The 14,850-nt window shown below is 64.3% G+C and carries 19 protein-coding genes; 3 read left to right on the top strand and 16 right to left on the bottom strand.

Annotated features, from left to right (window positions below; genetic code table 11):
* From QZ378_RS09225 to QZ378_RS09300, 16 genes are all read right to left on the bottom strand, one after another.
* Positions 1–776 (bottom strand): phosphoenolpyruvate carboxykinase domain-containing protein (locus tag QZ378_RS09225; RefSeq protein ID WP_291258056.1); only part of this gene is annotated, 776 nt, incomplete at its 3' end.
* Positions 777–894: 118 nt separating this feature from the next.
* Positions 895–1,755, bottom strand: coding sequence for a 16S rRNA (adenine(1518)-N(6)/adenine(1519)-N(6))-dimethyltransferase RsmA (gene rsmA / locus QZ378_RS09230; protein ID WP_191378568.1), 861 nt, complete (start codon positions 1,753–1,755; stop codon positions 895–897).
* On the bottom strand, positions 1,739–2,401 hold the full coding sequence (locus QZ378_RS09235) for a GNAT family N-acetyltransferase (protein ID WP_291258057.1): 663 nt from the start codon (positions 2,399–2,401) through the stop codon (positions 1,739–1,741). The genes rsmA and QZ378_RS09235 overlap by 17 nt, the downstream gene beginning before the upstream one ends.
* A 60-nt stretch (positions 2,402–2,461) precedes the next feature.
* Positions 2,462–2,890, bottom strand: coding sequence for a DUF3788 domain-containing protein (locus tag QZ378_RS09240; RefSeq protein ID WP_291258058.1), 429 nt, complete (start codon positions 2,888–2,890; stop codon positions 2,462–2,464).
* Positions 2,890–4,116, bottom strand: coding sequence for a WYL domain-containing protein (locus QZ378_RS09245; RefSeq protein WP_291258059.1), 1,227 nt, complete (start codon positions 4,114–4,116; stop codon positions 2,890–2,892). The genes QZ378_RS09240 and QZ378_RS09245 overlap by 1 nt, the downstream gene beginning before the upstream one ends.
* Entirely contained in the window at positions 4,116–4,613 is a 498-nt protein-coding gene (locus QZ378_RS09250; protein ID WP_291258060.1) for a GNAT family N-acetyltransferase, read from the bottom strand. Before QZ378_RS09250 ends, QZ378_RS09245 begins: the two co-directional genes overlap by 1 nt.
* Entirely contained in the window at positions 4,610–5,122 is a 513-nt protein-coding gene (locus tag QZ378_RS09255; protein WP_191378564.1) for a GNAT family N-acetyltransferase, read from the bottom strand. The genes QZ378_RS09250 and QZ378_RS09255 overlap by 4 nt, the downstream gene beginning before the upstream one ends.
* Positions 5,123–5,223: 101 nt before the next feature.
* Entirely contained in the window at positions 5,224–6,060 is an 837-nt protein-coding gene (locus QZ378_RS09260; RefSeq protein WP_291258061.1) for a DegV family protein, read from the bottom strand.
* Positions 6,061–6,158: 98 nt separating this feature from the next.
* Complete coding sequence (locus QZ378_RS09265; RefSeq protein ID WP_291258062.1) at positions 6,159–7,520, bottom strand: alpha-amylase family glycosyl hydrolase; 1,362 nt, start codon at positions 7,518–7,520, stop codon at positions 6,159–6,161.
* Positions 7,517–8,272 carry a tRNA (guanosine(37)-N1)-methyltransferase TrmD gene (trmD, locus tag QZ378_RS09270; protein WP_291258063.1) on the bottom strand — a complete coding sequence of 252 codons (756 nt, stop codon included), beginning with the start codon at positions 8,270–8,272 and terminating at the stop codon, positions 7,517–7,519. Before trmD ends, QZ378_RS09265 begins: the two co-directional genes overlap by 4 nt.
* The gene (rimM, locus tag QZ378_RS09275; RefSeq protein WP_291258064.1) at positions 8,265–8,765 is read right to left on the bottom strand and encodes a ribosome maturation factor RimM; all 501 of its coding nucleotides are present in this window, start codon (positions 8,763–8,765) and stop codon (positions 8,265–8,267) included. The genes trmD and rimM overlap by 8 nt, the downstream gene beginning before the upstream one ends.
* Before the next feature lie 82 nt (positions 8,766–8,847).
* Entirely contained in the window at positions 8,848–9,078 is a 231-nt protein-coding gene (locus QZ378_RS09280; RefSeq protein ID WP_087241535.1) for a KH domain-containing protein, read from the bottom strand.
* Positions 9,079–9,095: 17 nt separating this feature from the next.
* Positions 9,096–9,335 (bottom strand): 30S ribosomal protein S16, encoded by a 240-nt coding sequence (rpsP, locus tag QZ378_RS09285; RefSeq protein WP_007489428.1) that lies wholly within the window; start codon positions 9,333–9,335, stop codon positions 9,096–9,098.
* A 67-nt stretch (positions 9,336–9,402) separates the two neighbouring features.
* Complete coding sequence (ffh, locus tag QZ378_RS09290) at positions 9,403–10,761, bottom strand: signal recognition particle protein (protein WP_191378559.1); 1,359 nt, start codon at positions 10,759–10,761, stop codon at positions 9,403–9,405.
* Positions 10,762–10,764: 3 nt separating this feature from the next.
* On the bottom strand, positions 10,765–11,133 hold the full coding sequence (gene ylxM / locus QZ378_RS09295) for a YlxM family DNA-binding protein (protein WP_291258065.1): 369 nt from the start codon (positions 11,131–11,133) through the stop codon (positions 10,765–10,767).
* Between the two features lie 105 nt (positions 11,134–11,238).
* Complete coding sequence (locus tag QZ378_RS09300) at positions 11,239–12,012, bottom strand: formate/nitrite transporter family protein (protein WP_291258066.1); 774 nt, start codon at positions 12,010–12,012, stop codon at positions 11,239–11,241.
* 455 nt (positions 12,013–12,467) lie between these two features.
* Between QZ378_RS09300 and QZ378_RS09305 the strand changes: the two genes are divergently transcribed.
* From QZ378_RS09305 to QZ378_RS09315, 3 genes are all read left to right on the top strand, one after another.
* A complete protein-coding gene (locus QZ378_RS09305; protein WP_191378556.1) occupies positions 12,468–12,938 on the top strand; it encodes a nucleoside deaminase in 471 nt (156 codons plus the stop codon).
* Positions 12,939–12,972: 34 nt separating this feature from the next.
* On the top strand, positions 12,973–14,244 hold the full coding sequence (locus QZ378_RS09310; RefSeq protein ID WP_291258068.1) for a pitrilysin family protein: 1,272 nt from the start codon (positions 12,973–12,975) through the stop codon (positions 14,242–14,244).
* Positions 14,245–14,248: 4 nt separating this feature from the next.
* Positions 14,249–14,850: pitrilysin family protein (locus QZ378_RS09315; protein WP_291258067.1), on the top strand; the 602-nt coding region annotated here is incomplete at its 3' end.

A 14,850-nucleotide genomic window follows, 5' to 3' on the forward strand; every position in this document is an offset into this window, starting at 1 on the left:
ATGAGCATGGCCAGGTTGGTCTTGCCGCAGGCGGAGGGGAAGGCGGCGGCCAGGTAGCGCACCTCGCCCTGGGGGTTCTCCACGCCCAGGATCAGCATGTGCTCGGCCATCCAGCCCTGCTGCCGGCCCAGGTAGGAGGCGATGCGCAGGGCGAAGCACTTCTTGCCTAGCAGCACGTTGCCGCCGTAGCCGGAGTTGACGGACATGATGGTGTTGTCCTCGGGGAAGTGGACGATGTAGCGGTTGGCCGGGTCGATGTCCGCCTTGGCGTGGAGGCCCTTGACGAAGTCGTCGCCGATCACGTCGGCCACGGCCTGGCCCACCCGGGTCATGATGGCCATGTTGAGCACCACGTAGATGGAGTCGGTGAGCTCGATGCCGTACTTGGCGAAGGGGGAGCCCACCACGCCCATGGAGTAGGGGATGACGTACATAGTGCGGCCCTTCATGGCGCCGGTGTACAGCTTTTTCAGCTTGGCGTACATCTCCTGGGGATCCATCCAGTTGTTGGTGGGGCCGGCGTCCTCCTGCTTTTTGCAGCAGATGAAGGTGCGGTCTTCCACCCGGGCCAAGTCGTTCTCCGCCGTGCGGTGGAGGTAGCAGCCGGGCAGCTTCTCCTCGTTCAGCTTCTCCATCTCCCCGGTGGCGCAGGCCTGCGCCCGCAGCTCCTCCAGCTGTGCCTCGGAGCCGTCAATCCAAACGATCTGGTCGGGCTGGGTCATGGCCGCCATCTCGTCAATCCAATCCAAAACCGCGCGATTGCTTGTCAATGCCATGAAAGTATCCCCCTTTGATTGTGTAGTGCGGGAAAGTGCTGTTATTCCTATTGTAGAAGATGCGGCCGGTTTTTGCAAGCCCTTTTGTCCGAATTTGCAAAAACCACCCGGTTTCCCCTCACAGGCGGCGGGAGAGGGTGGCGGCCAGGGCGGCGAACTGGGGGATGCCCAGGGTCTCCCCCCGCACGTTTTCAGGCAGGCCGGCCTCCGCCAGCACGGCTCGCAGCTCATCCTTGGGCACCCGGCTCCCGAAGGCGGAGGTGAGCCCGTTGAGCAGGGTCTTGCGCCGCTGGGCAAAGGAGGCCTTCACCACCTGGAAAAACAGCCCCTCCTCCACCAGCTCCTGGGGCGGCTCCTGCCGGGGCACCAGCTTGATCACCGCCGAGGTCACCTTGGGGGCGGGGAGGAAGCACTCCGGCGGCACCTCGAAGAGCAGCTCCGGCGCGGTGTGGTACTGGCAGAATACGGAGAAGGCCCCGTAGTCCGCCGTCCCCGGCGCGGCGCAGATGCGCAGGGCCACCTCCCGCTGGATCATCACCGTGATGGAGGCGAAGCACCCCGCCTGGATCAGGGCGGTGAGCACCGGCGTGGTGATGTTGTAGGGCAGGTTGGCGCAGGCTATGGCTGTAAGGCCGGAGAACTTGTCGGCTGCAAGTGCGGCCAGATCCAGCTTCATCACGTCGCCGGGCACCACCTCCACGTTGTCGTAGGGGGCCAGGGTCTCGTCCAGAATGGGGTAGAGGGCGCGATCCAGCTCCACGGCGGCCACTTTGGCCGCCCGCCGGGCCAGCTGCACCGTCAGGGGCCCGATGCCGGGGCCGATCTCCAGCACGCCGGTGGTCTGGTCCGCGCCGGAGGCCTCCGCGATGTCCCTGGGCACCCAGCCCTCGATCAGGAAATTCTGGCCCATACTCTTGGAGAAGCGGAAGCCGTGGCGGGCCAGCAGGGCCCGGATGTCCTTCTCATTGCATAAATCCATGGGGGATCACCTCGTGTCCCAGGGAGCACATCACCTGGAATTCTCTCTGAAAATCTGTAATGGCTTTTTCCTTCACAGGGAAGGAGCCGTCGAAGGCGTCCAGCTCCGCCGGATTGGGGTCATAGGGGAAGCCCTCGTGGAATCGTCCGGCGGCGTAGGTCAGGGCGTCGGGGGAGAGCTCCACCGCCTGGAGGCCGGGGAGGTACTGGCCGTTCTCCAGGGCAATGCCCCATTTCTCCCCGCACCAGAAGCCGTAGCGGCCGTAGTGCCGGGGGTCGCCCAGGATCACGGCGGCCTGCTGGCCCGCGGCCTGGGCCGCCCGGAGGGCGTGGCACACCAGGGCCCGGGCCAGCCCCTGCTTCTGATACCGGGGCAGCACGGCCAGGGGGCCGAAGGTGACGGTGTCCAGCCGCCCGCCGCCGGCCAGCTCGATCCAGCTGGCGGAGCAGGCGATCTGTCCGGCCAGCTGGCCGTCCGCCTCGCATACGAAGGTCAGCTCCGGCCGAAAGGCGGGGGACTGGCGGAGCAGGTGGAGATAGTGGTGCTCGTTGCACCCGGGCTGATAGACGTTCCAGAAGGCCTCCCGCACCAGCTCCTCCACGGCCCGGTGTTCGGCGGCGCTCTCCTGTCGAAGGGTGATTTCCATACAGATACCTCGTATTGACGTTATAGTATGTTACAGTATACCACAAAAAGGCGGGACAGGCTACGCCTGTCCCGCGTGTTTTGGCTTTTGTTTCACTAACAGAAGGGCCTTCACGTCCTCCAGCACCTGGGGGGAGGAGACCTCCAGCGACAGCCAGCGGACGGAATTTATGGGCCTGGCCGCGCGCCACAGTTCCCTAGTGTACGCCGACAGGGCGGGGAGCAGGGCCTCCGCCTGGGCGGGGGCCGCCACCAGACAGGTGAAGGCTCCCGGCGCGGGGTAGAGGGTGCACAGGGCCCTGCTGCCCACCCGGTATTTGACGTTCCAGCCCCGGCCCATGGAACAGCGGCTGTAGGTATACTTGGGGGCAAGGGAATAGGCTTCACAGATCCAGCGGTTCAACTCGTCCCATAATGGGTCGGACACATAGGCGGAGAGCTGCTCCGGGGTGGGCTCCTCCGGCCTGGGGTAGATGGCGTTCCAGTCCATTAGTTCCTCCATCGCAGCAGCATGGGGAAGAACCGGCGCATCTGGGCCCTGGCCTGTTCCTCCGTCATGCCGGGGTTGGCCTGTACCGTCATGGGGACGCAGAAGTCGATCATCTGCTCCATGGTCATATCACCGGTGAAGGCCCCGTTTTGATAGCAGTATTTGCAGTAGTGGGGGCTGGGGGTTCCGTCCTGTTCGGTGCCCCGGAGGGCGGGGTCGTCCATGGGCATCCCGCAGGACTGGCAAAAGGTCTGGTTCATAACAGATTCCTCCTGTGTGTGAGATGCCCCCATGGTACCACACATATCCTGACATCCTGTGTCAGGGTTTCCGTGGTGCTTTGCCATATCCGCCGCCAGCAGGGCCAGCCGCCGCCGGAGCCCCTCCGGCTCCAGCACCTCCACCCCCAGACCGAAGGAGAGCAGGTAGCCGTACAGCCACGGATCCTCCGGAAAGGAGACGGCTACCTCCAAAGATCCATCCGCCCGCCGGGTGACGCAGCCCTCGTCGAACTCGTCATACACCCGGTAGGCGAAGGAGGGGGAGAAGCGCAGGCGCACCGACACCACCGGCGCGTCCCCCGTCCAGCCGTTCTCCATGGGCGGCGGGGCGAGGGCCTGGTCGAAGGATGCTCCGGCCTCCAGCTCCAGCATCCGGGTGAGCTTGAAGGTGCGGTAGTCGCGCCGCTCCAGGCAGAGGGCCTGGAGGTACCAGGACTGTCCCTTGAACACCAGCCGGGCGGGGCGCACCCGCCGCCGGGCGGTGGGCCCGCTGGCGGAGAGGTAGAGGAAGGAGAGCTCCCGGCGGGAGAGAATGGCATCCCGCACCACGCCGAACCTGGCGTCGTCCTGCCCGGCGCTGCCCCAGCGGGACAGCTCCACCCGCAGCCAGTCCGGCTCCGACCGTTGAAACAGGGCGGACAGCTTGGACAGGGTGTCCGCCGTCTCCCCTCCGGTCTCCACAGACAGGCTCCGGAGGGCGGTGAGCAGCTGCCGCTGCTCCGCCTCGGTAAAGGCGGCCCGGTGGAGGGTATAGCCCTCCAGCAGGGCCACGCCGCCGTTCCGCCCCGGCGCGGCGTACACCGGCACCCCCGCCGCCGACAGGGCGTCCACGTCCCGATAGATGGTGCGCACCGACACCTCGAAGTGCTCCGCCAGCTCCCCGGCGGTCATGCGGCCCCGCTCCAGCAGGAGGCAGAGCAGCTCAAACAGCCTGCCCTGGGACATCAGGGCGTCCTCAGCCGGGCCATTTTATAGTTGTCCCAATACTGCCCGTCCCGCACCACGGACATGCGCAGCAGAGCCTCCTTCTCAAAGCCGAATTTCTCGTAAAGGTGGATGGCCCGAGCGTTGTCGGCAAAGACCTCCAGTTCCACCCGCACCAGCATGAGCCAGTTGTCCGCCAGCTCCAGCACGGTTTTCATCAGGGTGGTGCCGATGCCCTGATTCTGGAAGTCCGTGTGTACCAGCATACCCAGGGTGCCCACGTGGCGCATCCGGGGATTGGTGCAGACCTGGAGCCCGGCGGAGCCGATGACGGTGCCGTCCTCCAGCACCGCCACGAAGATGTGGTCGCCGGGGCCAAAACGCTGAAAGCCGTCTATGCTGTGCTGAACCCGCTCGGAGGGGAGGCCGAGGGTGTTCTCAAACACGCCGGGCATCCGCCGCAGGACGTTGAAGCCCGGAGCGTCGCCAAGCTCCATGGGACGGATGGTATAGTTCATGTCAAAGCCTCCCCGGGGATACGGATGCGGGCCATCTTGCAGTCGTCTACATAGCGCCCATCCCGTACCGTGGTCATGCGCAGCAGGCCCTCCTTCTCAAAGCCCAGCTTCTCATAGAGATGGATGGCCCGCTCATTGTCGGCAAAGACCTCCAGCTCCACCCTCACCAGCATGAGCCAGTTGTCCGCCAGATCCAGCAAGACCTTCATCAGAGCCGTGCCCACCCCCTGGTTCTGGTAATCGGTGTGCACGTAGAGCCCCACACTGCCCACGTGGCGCATCCGGGGGTTGGAGCAGACCGTGAGCCCGGCGCAGCCGATCACGGTGCCGTCCTCCAACACCGCCACGAAGTTGTGGTCGTCGGGCCCCAGCCCGGCGATGAACGCCTCGCTGTCGGCGGTGCGGCAGGAGGGAAGCCCTGTGGTGTTCTCAAACACGCCGGGCATCCGCCGCAGGGCGGCGGCACCCTCCGCGTCCCGGGGCTCAATGGGGCGGATGGTATAGTTCATGAAGTTCGCCTCCCGATGGGTATTTTGGCAATCATAGCACAGCGCCGGACAAAAAACAACCGCCCGGGGGATTTTCCCTCCGGGCGGAACGGTATTTTGTGTCAATAGGCCACCACAATCCCGCCGTCGTTGGCGTACATGGTGGCGATGCCGCCGGTGTCGCTGACCAGAATCTCGTCAAACCGGCACTGCTTCATGGCCAGCTCCTTGACGTAGAAGGCCCGCTCCAGGCAGTTGCAGTGGACGATGGACAGCCGCTTTCCCACGTGCTTGAGGTCGTCGGCCATGAGGGCCACCATCTTGTTCAGGGCCTGCTTGACGGACATGGCCTGGCCCTTCTTGCAGATCTCCCCCTCGGGGGTGGCGCCCATCAGCAGTTTGATGCGCAGGGTGCTGGTGACCAGGGACTGCACCCGGCTGAGACGGCCGGCCTTGCGCAGGGTGTCCAGGGTCTCCAGCACGAAATAGGTCTCCATCTCGTTGATATACCGGGAGACCTGATCCACCACGGTGGTGAAGTCCATCCCGGACTGGGCCAGCTCCTGGATTTTCAGGGCCACCAGCACCTCCCCCGCCGAGGCGGAGCAGGAGTTGAAGATGTGCACATTGGCGCCGGGGTGATCCTCCAGCCAGATGCTGCGGGCCTGGGCCGCCGCGTTGTGGGAGCCGGACAGCAGGGCGGAGAGGGTGACCACATACAGGTCGTCCGCCCCGCAGTCAAAGGCCTCCAGGTACTGCATGGGGGAGGGGCAGGCGGACTGGGGAGCGGTCTCACTCTCCTTCATCCGCCACAGCAGCTCTCCCTGGTCAAAGGTGTCGTCATCCACAATGGTGTGGTTGCCCACCCGGATGGTCAGCGGCACCTTGACAAAGCACTCCTCCCGGAGTTGGGCCGGCGTCAGATCGCAGCAGCTGTCGACAATGATCTTGAAAGACATAGAAAAAACCCTCTTATATCATAATCGAAATTATATCTTTGGATTGCAGCCATTGTAGCACGGCCCGGCGGAAAAGTAAAGGGAAAAACTGTGAACAATCAGGATTCCCAGGCAAAACGATCCGGAGCGCCCACCAGGATGCGGGCGGAGCAGGGGGGCACGGGCAGCCAGGTGCGGCCGCCGTCGTTGTGAAAAATGGCGTCGCCGTTGAGCACGTCCTGGAGCACCGGCTCCTGATGAGGGAACTCCAGGTGGATCTCCTCCTCCGCCAGGTTCAGCAGGACGTACACCCGCTGCTCCGGCGTGGCGCGGCGGTAGATGAGCTGCTCGTTCTTGATCACCACGTTCTCAAAATCCCCATACCGCAGGGCGGGGAAGGCCGCCCGGATGGAGGCCAGCTTGGACAGGTGGGCGCACAGGGCCTGATCCCGGCCTGTCATCTCCGCCAGCTCCAGGCAGGGGCGCAGGGGGGCGTCGGACTCCCTGGTGCGCGCCCCCTCCACGGCCCACTCACTGCCGTAGTAGACGGAGGGGATGCCGGGCATGGTGTAGAGGATGGTGTAGACGTTTTCCAGGTGGCGGCGGTTGGTGAGCTGGCTGGCCAGCCGGTTCACGTCGTGGTTGTCCGCGAAGCTGTAGAGGGCCAGATTCTTGTAGATGCCGCCGGGGCCGAACTGCCGCTGGAGGGAGTGGGCGATCTCAAAGTAATTTTTGGTGTTGTGGGCCGACCAAAGGCCCTTCCAGCACTCGTAGTTGGTCACCGAGTCCAGCAGCTCCGGGTTGGCCCAGCGGGCGTAATCCCCGTGGATGATCTCCCCCATGAGCCAGAAGTCGGGGTTCCGCTCCCGGACATAGCCCTTGAGGGCGCGGAAGAAGTCGAAGTCCACGCAGTCGGCGGCGTCCAGCCGCAGGCCGTCGATGTGGAACCGATCCATCCACATCCCCACCGCGTCCAGCAGGTGGCGTACCACGTCGGGGTGGCGCAGGTTGAGCTTCACCAGCTCGTAGTGGCCCTGCCAGGCGTCGTACCAGAAGGGGTCGCCCATGGGGGAGGGGCCGACGAAGTTCAGGTTGTGGAACCAGCCGCAGTAGGGGGAGGACTGCCCGTTTTTCTGCACGTCCTGGAAGGCCCAGAAGTCCCGGCCCACGTGGTTGAACACCCCGTCCAGCACCACCCGGATGCCGTTCTGGTGGAGGGCGTCGCACAGCTTGGCGAAGGAGTCGTTGTCCCCCAGGCGGGAATCCACCCGGTAGTAGTCGGCAGTGTCGTAGCCGTGCCTGGTGGACTGGAACACCGGCCCGAAGTACACGGCGGTGATCCCCAGCGCCTTCAAATGAGGAATCCAGTCGTACAGCTTGTCCAGCCGGGGCACCGGGTTAGCGAAGTCGTTATACTCCGGCGCGCCGCAGAACCCCAGGGGGTAGATGTGATAGAAGACCGCGTCCTGTGCCCAGCTCATACAGAGCCCTCCTTTTCTTCCTCCTCCAGCTCACGCAGCAGCTTCTGATCCTCCTTGGAGGACAGATCCAGCCTGGCGTACAGATCCGGCCGGCGCTGCCGGGTGCGGAGGATGGACTGCTTGCGCCGCCAGCGGGCGATATTCTTGTGGTCTCCGGAGCGGAGGATGGGGGGCACCCTCCGGCCGTGCCACTCCTCTGGCCGGGAGTACTGGGGGTACTCCAGCAGGCCGTTCCAGTGGCTCTCCTCCTCGAAGCACTCCGGGTCGGACAGCACGCCGGGCACCAGCCGGGCCACCGCGTCGGCCACCACCATGGCGGCCAGCTCCCCGCCGGTGAGCACATAGTCCCCGATGGAGATCTCCTCGTCCACGCACTCCTCGATGAACCGCTCGTCGATGCCCTCATAGTGGCCGCACACCAGGATCAGGTGGTCATAGTCGTCCCGCAGACGGCGGGCGTCGGCCTCCACAAAGGTCTTGCCGGCGGGGGAGAGGTAGATGGTGTGACCCGGGCCGCAGGTGTCCACGATGTGCTTCCAGCACTGGTAGAGGGGGTCGGCCTGCATCACCGCTCCGTGGCCGCCGCCGTAGGGGTAGTCGTCCACCTGCTTCTGCTTGTTGAGGGTGTAGTCCCGGATCTGGTGGGCCTCAATGCGGATGATGTCCCGCTCCTGGGCCCGGCCCAGGATGGACTCGTTCATCATGTCGCCCACGGTGAGATCAAACAGGGTCATAATGTCGATTCTATACATCGGTTCGCATCCCCTCGATCAAACGCACCTTGAGATAGCCGCCCTCCACGCTGGTCTCCACCAGAAACTCGTCCACGGCGGGGATCATATACTCGTGCTCCCCCTTGACCACGTAGACCTCGTGGGCGGGAGGGGTGAGCACGTCGGCCACCACCCCCAGCTTCTCCCCGCTGTCGGCGTCCAGCACGTCCAGGCCGATGAGATCGGCGATGAAGTGCCGCCCGTCGGGCAGCTCCACGCCGGTGCGGTCGATGAACACCGTCTTGCCCTTGAGCACCATGGCGGCGTTCACGTCGCTGACCCCCTCCAGCTTAGCCAGCACGTTGCCCTTGTGCACCCGGCGAGCCAGGACTTTGACGGGCCTGCCGTCCAGATAGAGGGTGTCGAACTGGCAGAGGAACTCCGGCGTGTCACACCAGGGGACGATTTTGACCTCCCCCTGGATGCCGTGGGTGTTGACAATCTGCCCGGCCTCCAGAAATTGATTTTTCATGTGAAATACCTCCAGCAGGCGGCGCGTCCAGGAGGCCGCGCCTATACGGAAAAAACGGCGGGGCATGTTACCCCGCCGTTTTTCAATCGACGATTTCGACGGAAACCTTGGTGCCCTGGCGCTGGGCTACCGAGCGCATCAGCGCCCGGATCTCCTTGGCGATGCGGCCCTGACGGCCGATCACCTTGCCCATGTCCTCGGGGGCCACCCGAAGCTCCAGGACGGTCTCGCTCTCGCCCGGATACTCGGTGACCGACACGGCGTCGGGGTTGTCCACCAGATTCCGGGCGATATAGGTGAGCAGTTCCTTCATGCCAGCCGAGACCTCCATTAGATGGCGCCAGCTTTTTTCAGCAGGGCCTTCACGGTCTCAGTGGGCTGAGCGCCAGTCTTGATCCAGGCCTGGGCGCGCTCGGCGTCCACCTTGATCTCGGCGGGCTGGGTCAGAGGATTGTAAGTGCCGATCTCCTCGATGAAGCGGCCGTCACGGGGATAGCGGGAATCCGCCACCACGATGCGGTAGAAGGGGGCCTTCTTGGCGCCCATCCGGCGCAGTCTGATCTTAACCATTGTATCTTCACCTCCATGTAATTTCGTACATCTATGGAAACGCGCCGCAGCGCGCTTACCAACTCACTTAAAAGGGCATGCCGGGCAGCTTGCCGAACTTGCCCAGCTTTCCCATTTTGCCCATGCGCTTGAGCTGCTTGTTGGAGAACTGGCGGGTCATCTGGCGCATCATCTCAAACTGCTTGAGCAGACGGTTGATGTCCACCACCTGGGTGCCGGAGCCGGCGGCGATGCGCTTCTTCCGGCTGTTGTTCAGCAGGGAGGGATCCTCCCGCTCGGCGGGGGTCATGGACAGGATGATGGCCTCGGTGCGGGAGAGGGCCTTCTCGTCCACATTGGCCCCGTCCAGGGCCTTGGCGTCCACGCCGGGGAGCATCCCGGCGATGTCGGCCAGAGAGCCCATGCTCTTGATCTGCACCAGCTGGTCGTAAAAGTCGGCCAGGGTGAATTTATTCTTCCGGAGCTTCTGCTCCAGCTCGGCGGCTTTCTTGGCGTCAAAGCTCTGCTGGGCCTTCTCGATGAGGGAGAGCACATCGCCCATGCCCAGGATGCGGGAGGCCATGCGGTCGGGGTAGAAGATGTCCACCTGGTCCAGCTTCTCGCCCTGGCCCACAAACTTGATGGGCTTGCCGGTGACGGCCTTGATGGACAGGGCCGCGCCGCCCCGGGCGTCGCCGTCCAGCTTGGTGAGCATGACGCCGGTGATGTCCAGCGCCTCGTCGAAGGCCTTGGCGGCGTTCACCGCGTCCTGGCCGATCATGGCGTCCACGATCAGCAGAATCTCGGTGGGGTCGATGGCGGCCTTCATCACCTTGAGCTGCTCCATCAGCTCCTCGTCCACGTGGAGCCGGCCGGCGGTGTCGATGAACACGATGTCGTTGCCGTGCTGCTTGGCGTGCTCGATGCCCGCCCTGGCGATGTCCACCGGGTCGACCTGGCCCATCTGGAACACGGGCACGTCCACCTGCTGGCCCACCACCTCCAACTGGGTGATGGCGGCGGGGCGGAAGGTGTCGCAGGCCACCAGGAGGGGCCGCTTGCCCTGCTTCTTCATGAAGCCCGCCAGCTTGGCGCCGTTGGTGGTCTTGCCGGCGCCGTTGAGGCCCACCAGCATCACCACCGTGGGGGGCTTGGGGGAGATGGTCAGCTTGGTGCTCTCGCCGCCCATGAGGTTGGTGAGCTCCTCGTTGACGATCTTGACGATCATCTGGGCGGGGGTCAGGCTCTCCAGCACGTCAGCGCCGATGGCCCGCTCGGTGACGGTGGCCACGAACTGCTTGACCACCTTGAAGTTCACGTCGGCCTCCAGCAGGGCCATGCGGATCTCCTTCATGGCCTCCTTCACGTCGGCCTCGGAGAGACGGCCCTTGCCCCGCAGCTTCTTGAACGCCGCGGAGAGCTTTTCGGTCAGTCCTTCAAATGCCATGGATTACTCCTGTTTCAGCTGGGTCAGGACGTCCTTGAGCTGGCCGCAAAGGGTCTCCACCTCGTCGTCCTGCCAGCGCTCGTCGTTGCGCTTTGCGATGGCGTCCACCGCCGTCTCCATCTGGGCAAACTGCTCCTGCATCCTGTGGAAGCGCTTGATGATGCCCGTCTTATCCTCCAGCTCCGTGAGGATGGCCTCGGCCCGGACGATCACGTCCCGGACGCCCTGTCGGGTGATGCCGTAGTTCTCCGCGATCTCGGCCAGGGAGAGATCCTCATTATAATAGAGGTCGTAGAACTCCTTCTGCCGGTCGGTGAGCATGTCGCCGTAGAAGTCGTAGAGCAGGGCCATGCGGTAGGCCTGGTTCTTCATGCGGAGCGCCTCCCCTCGGATCTGTGTAAAGGTGGTAAAGTTTCTGAGCTTTACAACAGATGTGATGATACTATAAATTGAACCGCTTGTCAAGAGAAAAATGGCCTACAGCGCGGATTTTTCCGGCTCTGCCGCGTACCACAGGGGCAGGCCCAGCAGCACCGCCCCGCCCAGCAGATTGCCCAGGGTGACCCACAGCAGGTTCCACCCCATGGCGGCGATGTCCACGCCGGGCACCAGCAGGGTGTAGAGGGAGAAGTAGGCCATGTTGGCGACGGAGTGCTCCAGCCCGGTGAGGACGAAGGTGGTGACCACCAGGAACACCACGATGGCCTTGGCGGTCTCGCTTTTCAGCCGGAAGCCGGCAAAGACGGCGATGCACACCAGGAAGTTGCACAGCACGCCCCGGAGCAGGAGCAGATACCAGGGGGGAGACAGCTTTCCGGGCACCAGGATGGCCAGATAGGCCCCCAGCAGATCGCCGCTGGCGCCGGAGCCGGCCAGCAGCAGGCAGAGCACCAGAATCCCCGCGAAGTTGCCCACCCAGGCCAGCGCCCAAACCCGCAGGGTGCCGCCCGCTCCGGCCTTTCCCTCGTAGAGGGAGACGCCCATCACCAGGGTACAGCCGGTGAACAGCTCGCCCCCCAGAAGGACGATCAGCGTCAGGGCGGCGGAGAAGGTGACCGCCGCCAGCAGCCGGGCAACAGGGAGGCTGGTGTCGTAGAACCAGGCCGCGCAGAGGGTGGAGAGCAGGGTGCCCACGAAGATGAAGGCCCCCGCCATGGCGGCCCGGGCGAAGAAGCGGCCGGGGGCGGAGCGGGACAGCTGGAGCTTCTGCTCTCCGGCCTGGGTGAGTGCGTTTACTGCGTCACGTGTCATAAATTGCCTCCTTCTCGGGACAGTGCGGATTCCTTTACATCTATTGTAATGCGTACCGAACAAAGCCGAAAGCCTTGAAAGCCAAGGCTTTCAAGGCCCGTTGGCTTTGTTCAAGTGCAAGGGTTTTGGGCCGAAACAGCCCAAAACCCTTGCACTTCCTGGGGCGGCATGGATATGCCGCCCCAGGAGGACGCATTGCAACAATGGCTAAATTCTTCCCACAAACGCCGATTTCGGCGTATGTGGGAAGAATTGCGCGGCTACGCCGCGCGAATAAACCGCTTTGCGGTTGATTCAGCAGACATTATTGTACCGGAAGGGGGGAACGACGGCAAGCCGCCGCCATGCCAATCTTTTTTCGTTTTGCTAGTGTCAAAACCGTCAAAACGTTGTATAATATGCGGTGCTGATATCTTTGCCATCCAAGACAACAGGCAGGAAGGAACACATACCTCATGAGAGACCAGGACGAGATTTTTATGCGGCAGGCCATCGCACTGTCCGCCCTGGCGGTGGAGCACGGCAACGAGCCCTTCGGCGCGGTGCTGGTGAAAGACGGCCAGGTGGTCTATACCAACGAAAACCAGATCCATACGGCCGCGGATCCCACCTTCCATGCGGAGGCGGGGCTGCTCCGCCGGTTCTGCGGGGAGACGGGGATCACAGATCTGAGGGACTACACCCTCTACTCCAGCTGCGAGCCCTGTTTCATGTGCTCCGGCGCCATGGTGTGGTGCGGTCTGGGGCGGCTGGTCTACGCCGCCAGCAACGTGGATCTGGGCCATATCCTGGGGGAGGCGGGCTGCCCGTGCAGCCAGATGGTGTTTGACCACTCCTCCCACCGGCCCCAGGTGACCGCCGGCGTGCTGCGGGAGGAGAGCCTGGCGATTCTGGAGAAGTATTTCTCCCCCAAGACAGACAACTGACAGTTCCCATATTAGAAAGGAATGGTAACCCGTGATGGAAGTCACACGGACGGAATTGCTGCCCGGCGTCCACCTGACGGCGGTGCAGACAGAGAAATTCAAATCCAGCGTGCTGGGGATGCAGTTCCTATCCCCGCTGGCCCAGGAGACGGCGGCGCTGAACGCCCTGCTGCCCGCGGTGCTCCGCCGGGGCACGGCGGCCCACCCGGACATGGAGCGCCTCTCCGCCGCTCTGGACGAGCTGTACGGCGGCACCCTGGAGCCCACGGTGCGCAAGAAGGGGGAGACCCAGTGCGTGGGCTTTGTGGGCAGCTTTCTGGACGACGCCTACACCCTGGACGGCTCCGCCGTGCTGGAGCCGGCGGCGGCGCTGCTGGGAGAGCTGGTGCTGGAGCCCTATACCCGGGACGGGGCCTTCTGCCCCGACTACACCCGGCAGGAGCGGGAGAATCTGGTGAACCGCATCCGCGCCCAGATCAACGACAAGCGGCAGTACGCCCAGCTGCGGGTAGTGGCCGAGATGTGCGCCGGGGAGCCCTTCGGCGTGGACAAGCTGGGGGATGAGGCCTCCGCCTCCGCCATCACTCCCCAGGCCCTGTGGGAGCACTACCAGAAGCTGCTGCGCACCGCGCCGGTGGAGTTCTACTACTGCGGCTCCGCCCCCTTTGAGCGGGTGGAGGGCGCGGTGCGGGCCATCGCCCGGCGCCTGCCTCAGGGGGAGCGGACGCCGGTGCCCCACCCCGTCAAGGGGAGCGCCCCCGCCCAGCCCCGCCGGGTGGAGGAGGCCCTGGACGTGACCCAGGGCAAGCTGGCCATGGGCTTCCGCACCGGCGCCGACGCCTGGGACGAGGACTACCCGGCCCTCACCCTGGTCAACGCCGTCTACGGCGGCACCACCACCTCCAAGCTGTTCATGAACGTGCGGGAGCGTTTGTCCCTGTGCTACTACGCCAGCTCCGGCCTGATGAAATACAAGGATGTGATGCTGGTGTCCTCCGGCGTGGAGTTTGACAAGGTGGGCCAGGCCCAGGACGAGATCCTGGCCCAGCTGAAAAACTGCCAGGAGGGCCAGTTCTCCGACGACGAGCTGGAGTGGGCCCGCCGGTCGGTGGTGAGCACCCTCATGACCACCCTGGACGCCCAGAGCCGGCTGGAGGACTACTGGCTGGGCCAGTCGGCCGCCGGCCTCACCGAGGCCCCCGACGAGCTGGCGGAGCGGGTGGAGCACACCACCCGGGAGCAGGTGACGGCGGCGGCCCGGAAGCTGACGCTGGACACGGTCTATTTCCTGAAAGGCAAGGAGTGAGCCCATGGTAAGCAAGGAATACCCCCGCATCGGGGAGACGATTTTTCACGCGGAGCTGCCCAACGGCCTGCACATCTATGTGGACCGGCGGCCCGAGTTTCAGAAGAGCTATGCGTTTTTTGCCACCAACTACGGCGGCATGGACATGAAGTTCCACCTGGACGGCCAGTGGCGGGACACCCCGGCGGGGGTGGCCCACTTCCTGGAGCACAAGATGTTCGACACCGAGGACGGCAACGCCCTCCAGGATCTGGCGGCCAACGGGGCCTCCCCCAACGCCTTCACCAGCTCGGCCATCACCGGCTATTTCTTCGAGAGCACGGAGAAGTTCTATGATAACCTGAAAATCCTCCTGTCCTTTGTGTCCATCCCCTACTTCACCCAGGAGAGCGTGGACAAGGAGCAGGGCATCATCGGACAGGAGATCCGCATGGTGGAGGACGACCCGGAGAACCAGGTGTTCTACGGCCTGATGGAGTGCCTGTTTGACCACCACCCCATCCGGGTGCCCATCGCCGGCACCCAGGAGTCCATCTCCCACATCACCGCCGATACCCTCTACGCCTGCCACAAGGCGTTCTACACCCCCTCCAACATGGTGCTCAC

Source organism: Flavonifractor sp. (assembly GCF_019422385.1).
GTDB lineage: Bacteria > Bacillota > Clostridia > Oscillospirales > Oscillospiraceae > Flavonifractor > Flavonifractor avistercoris.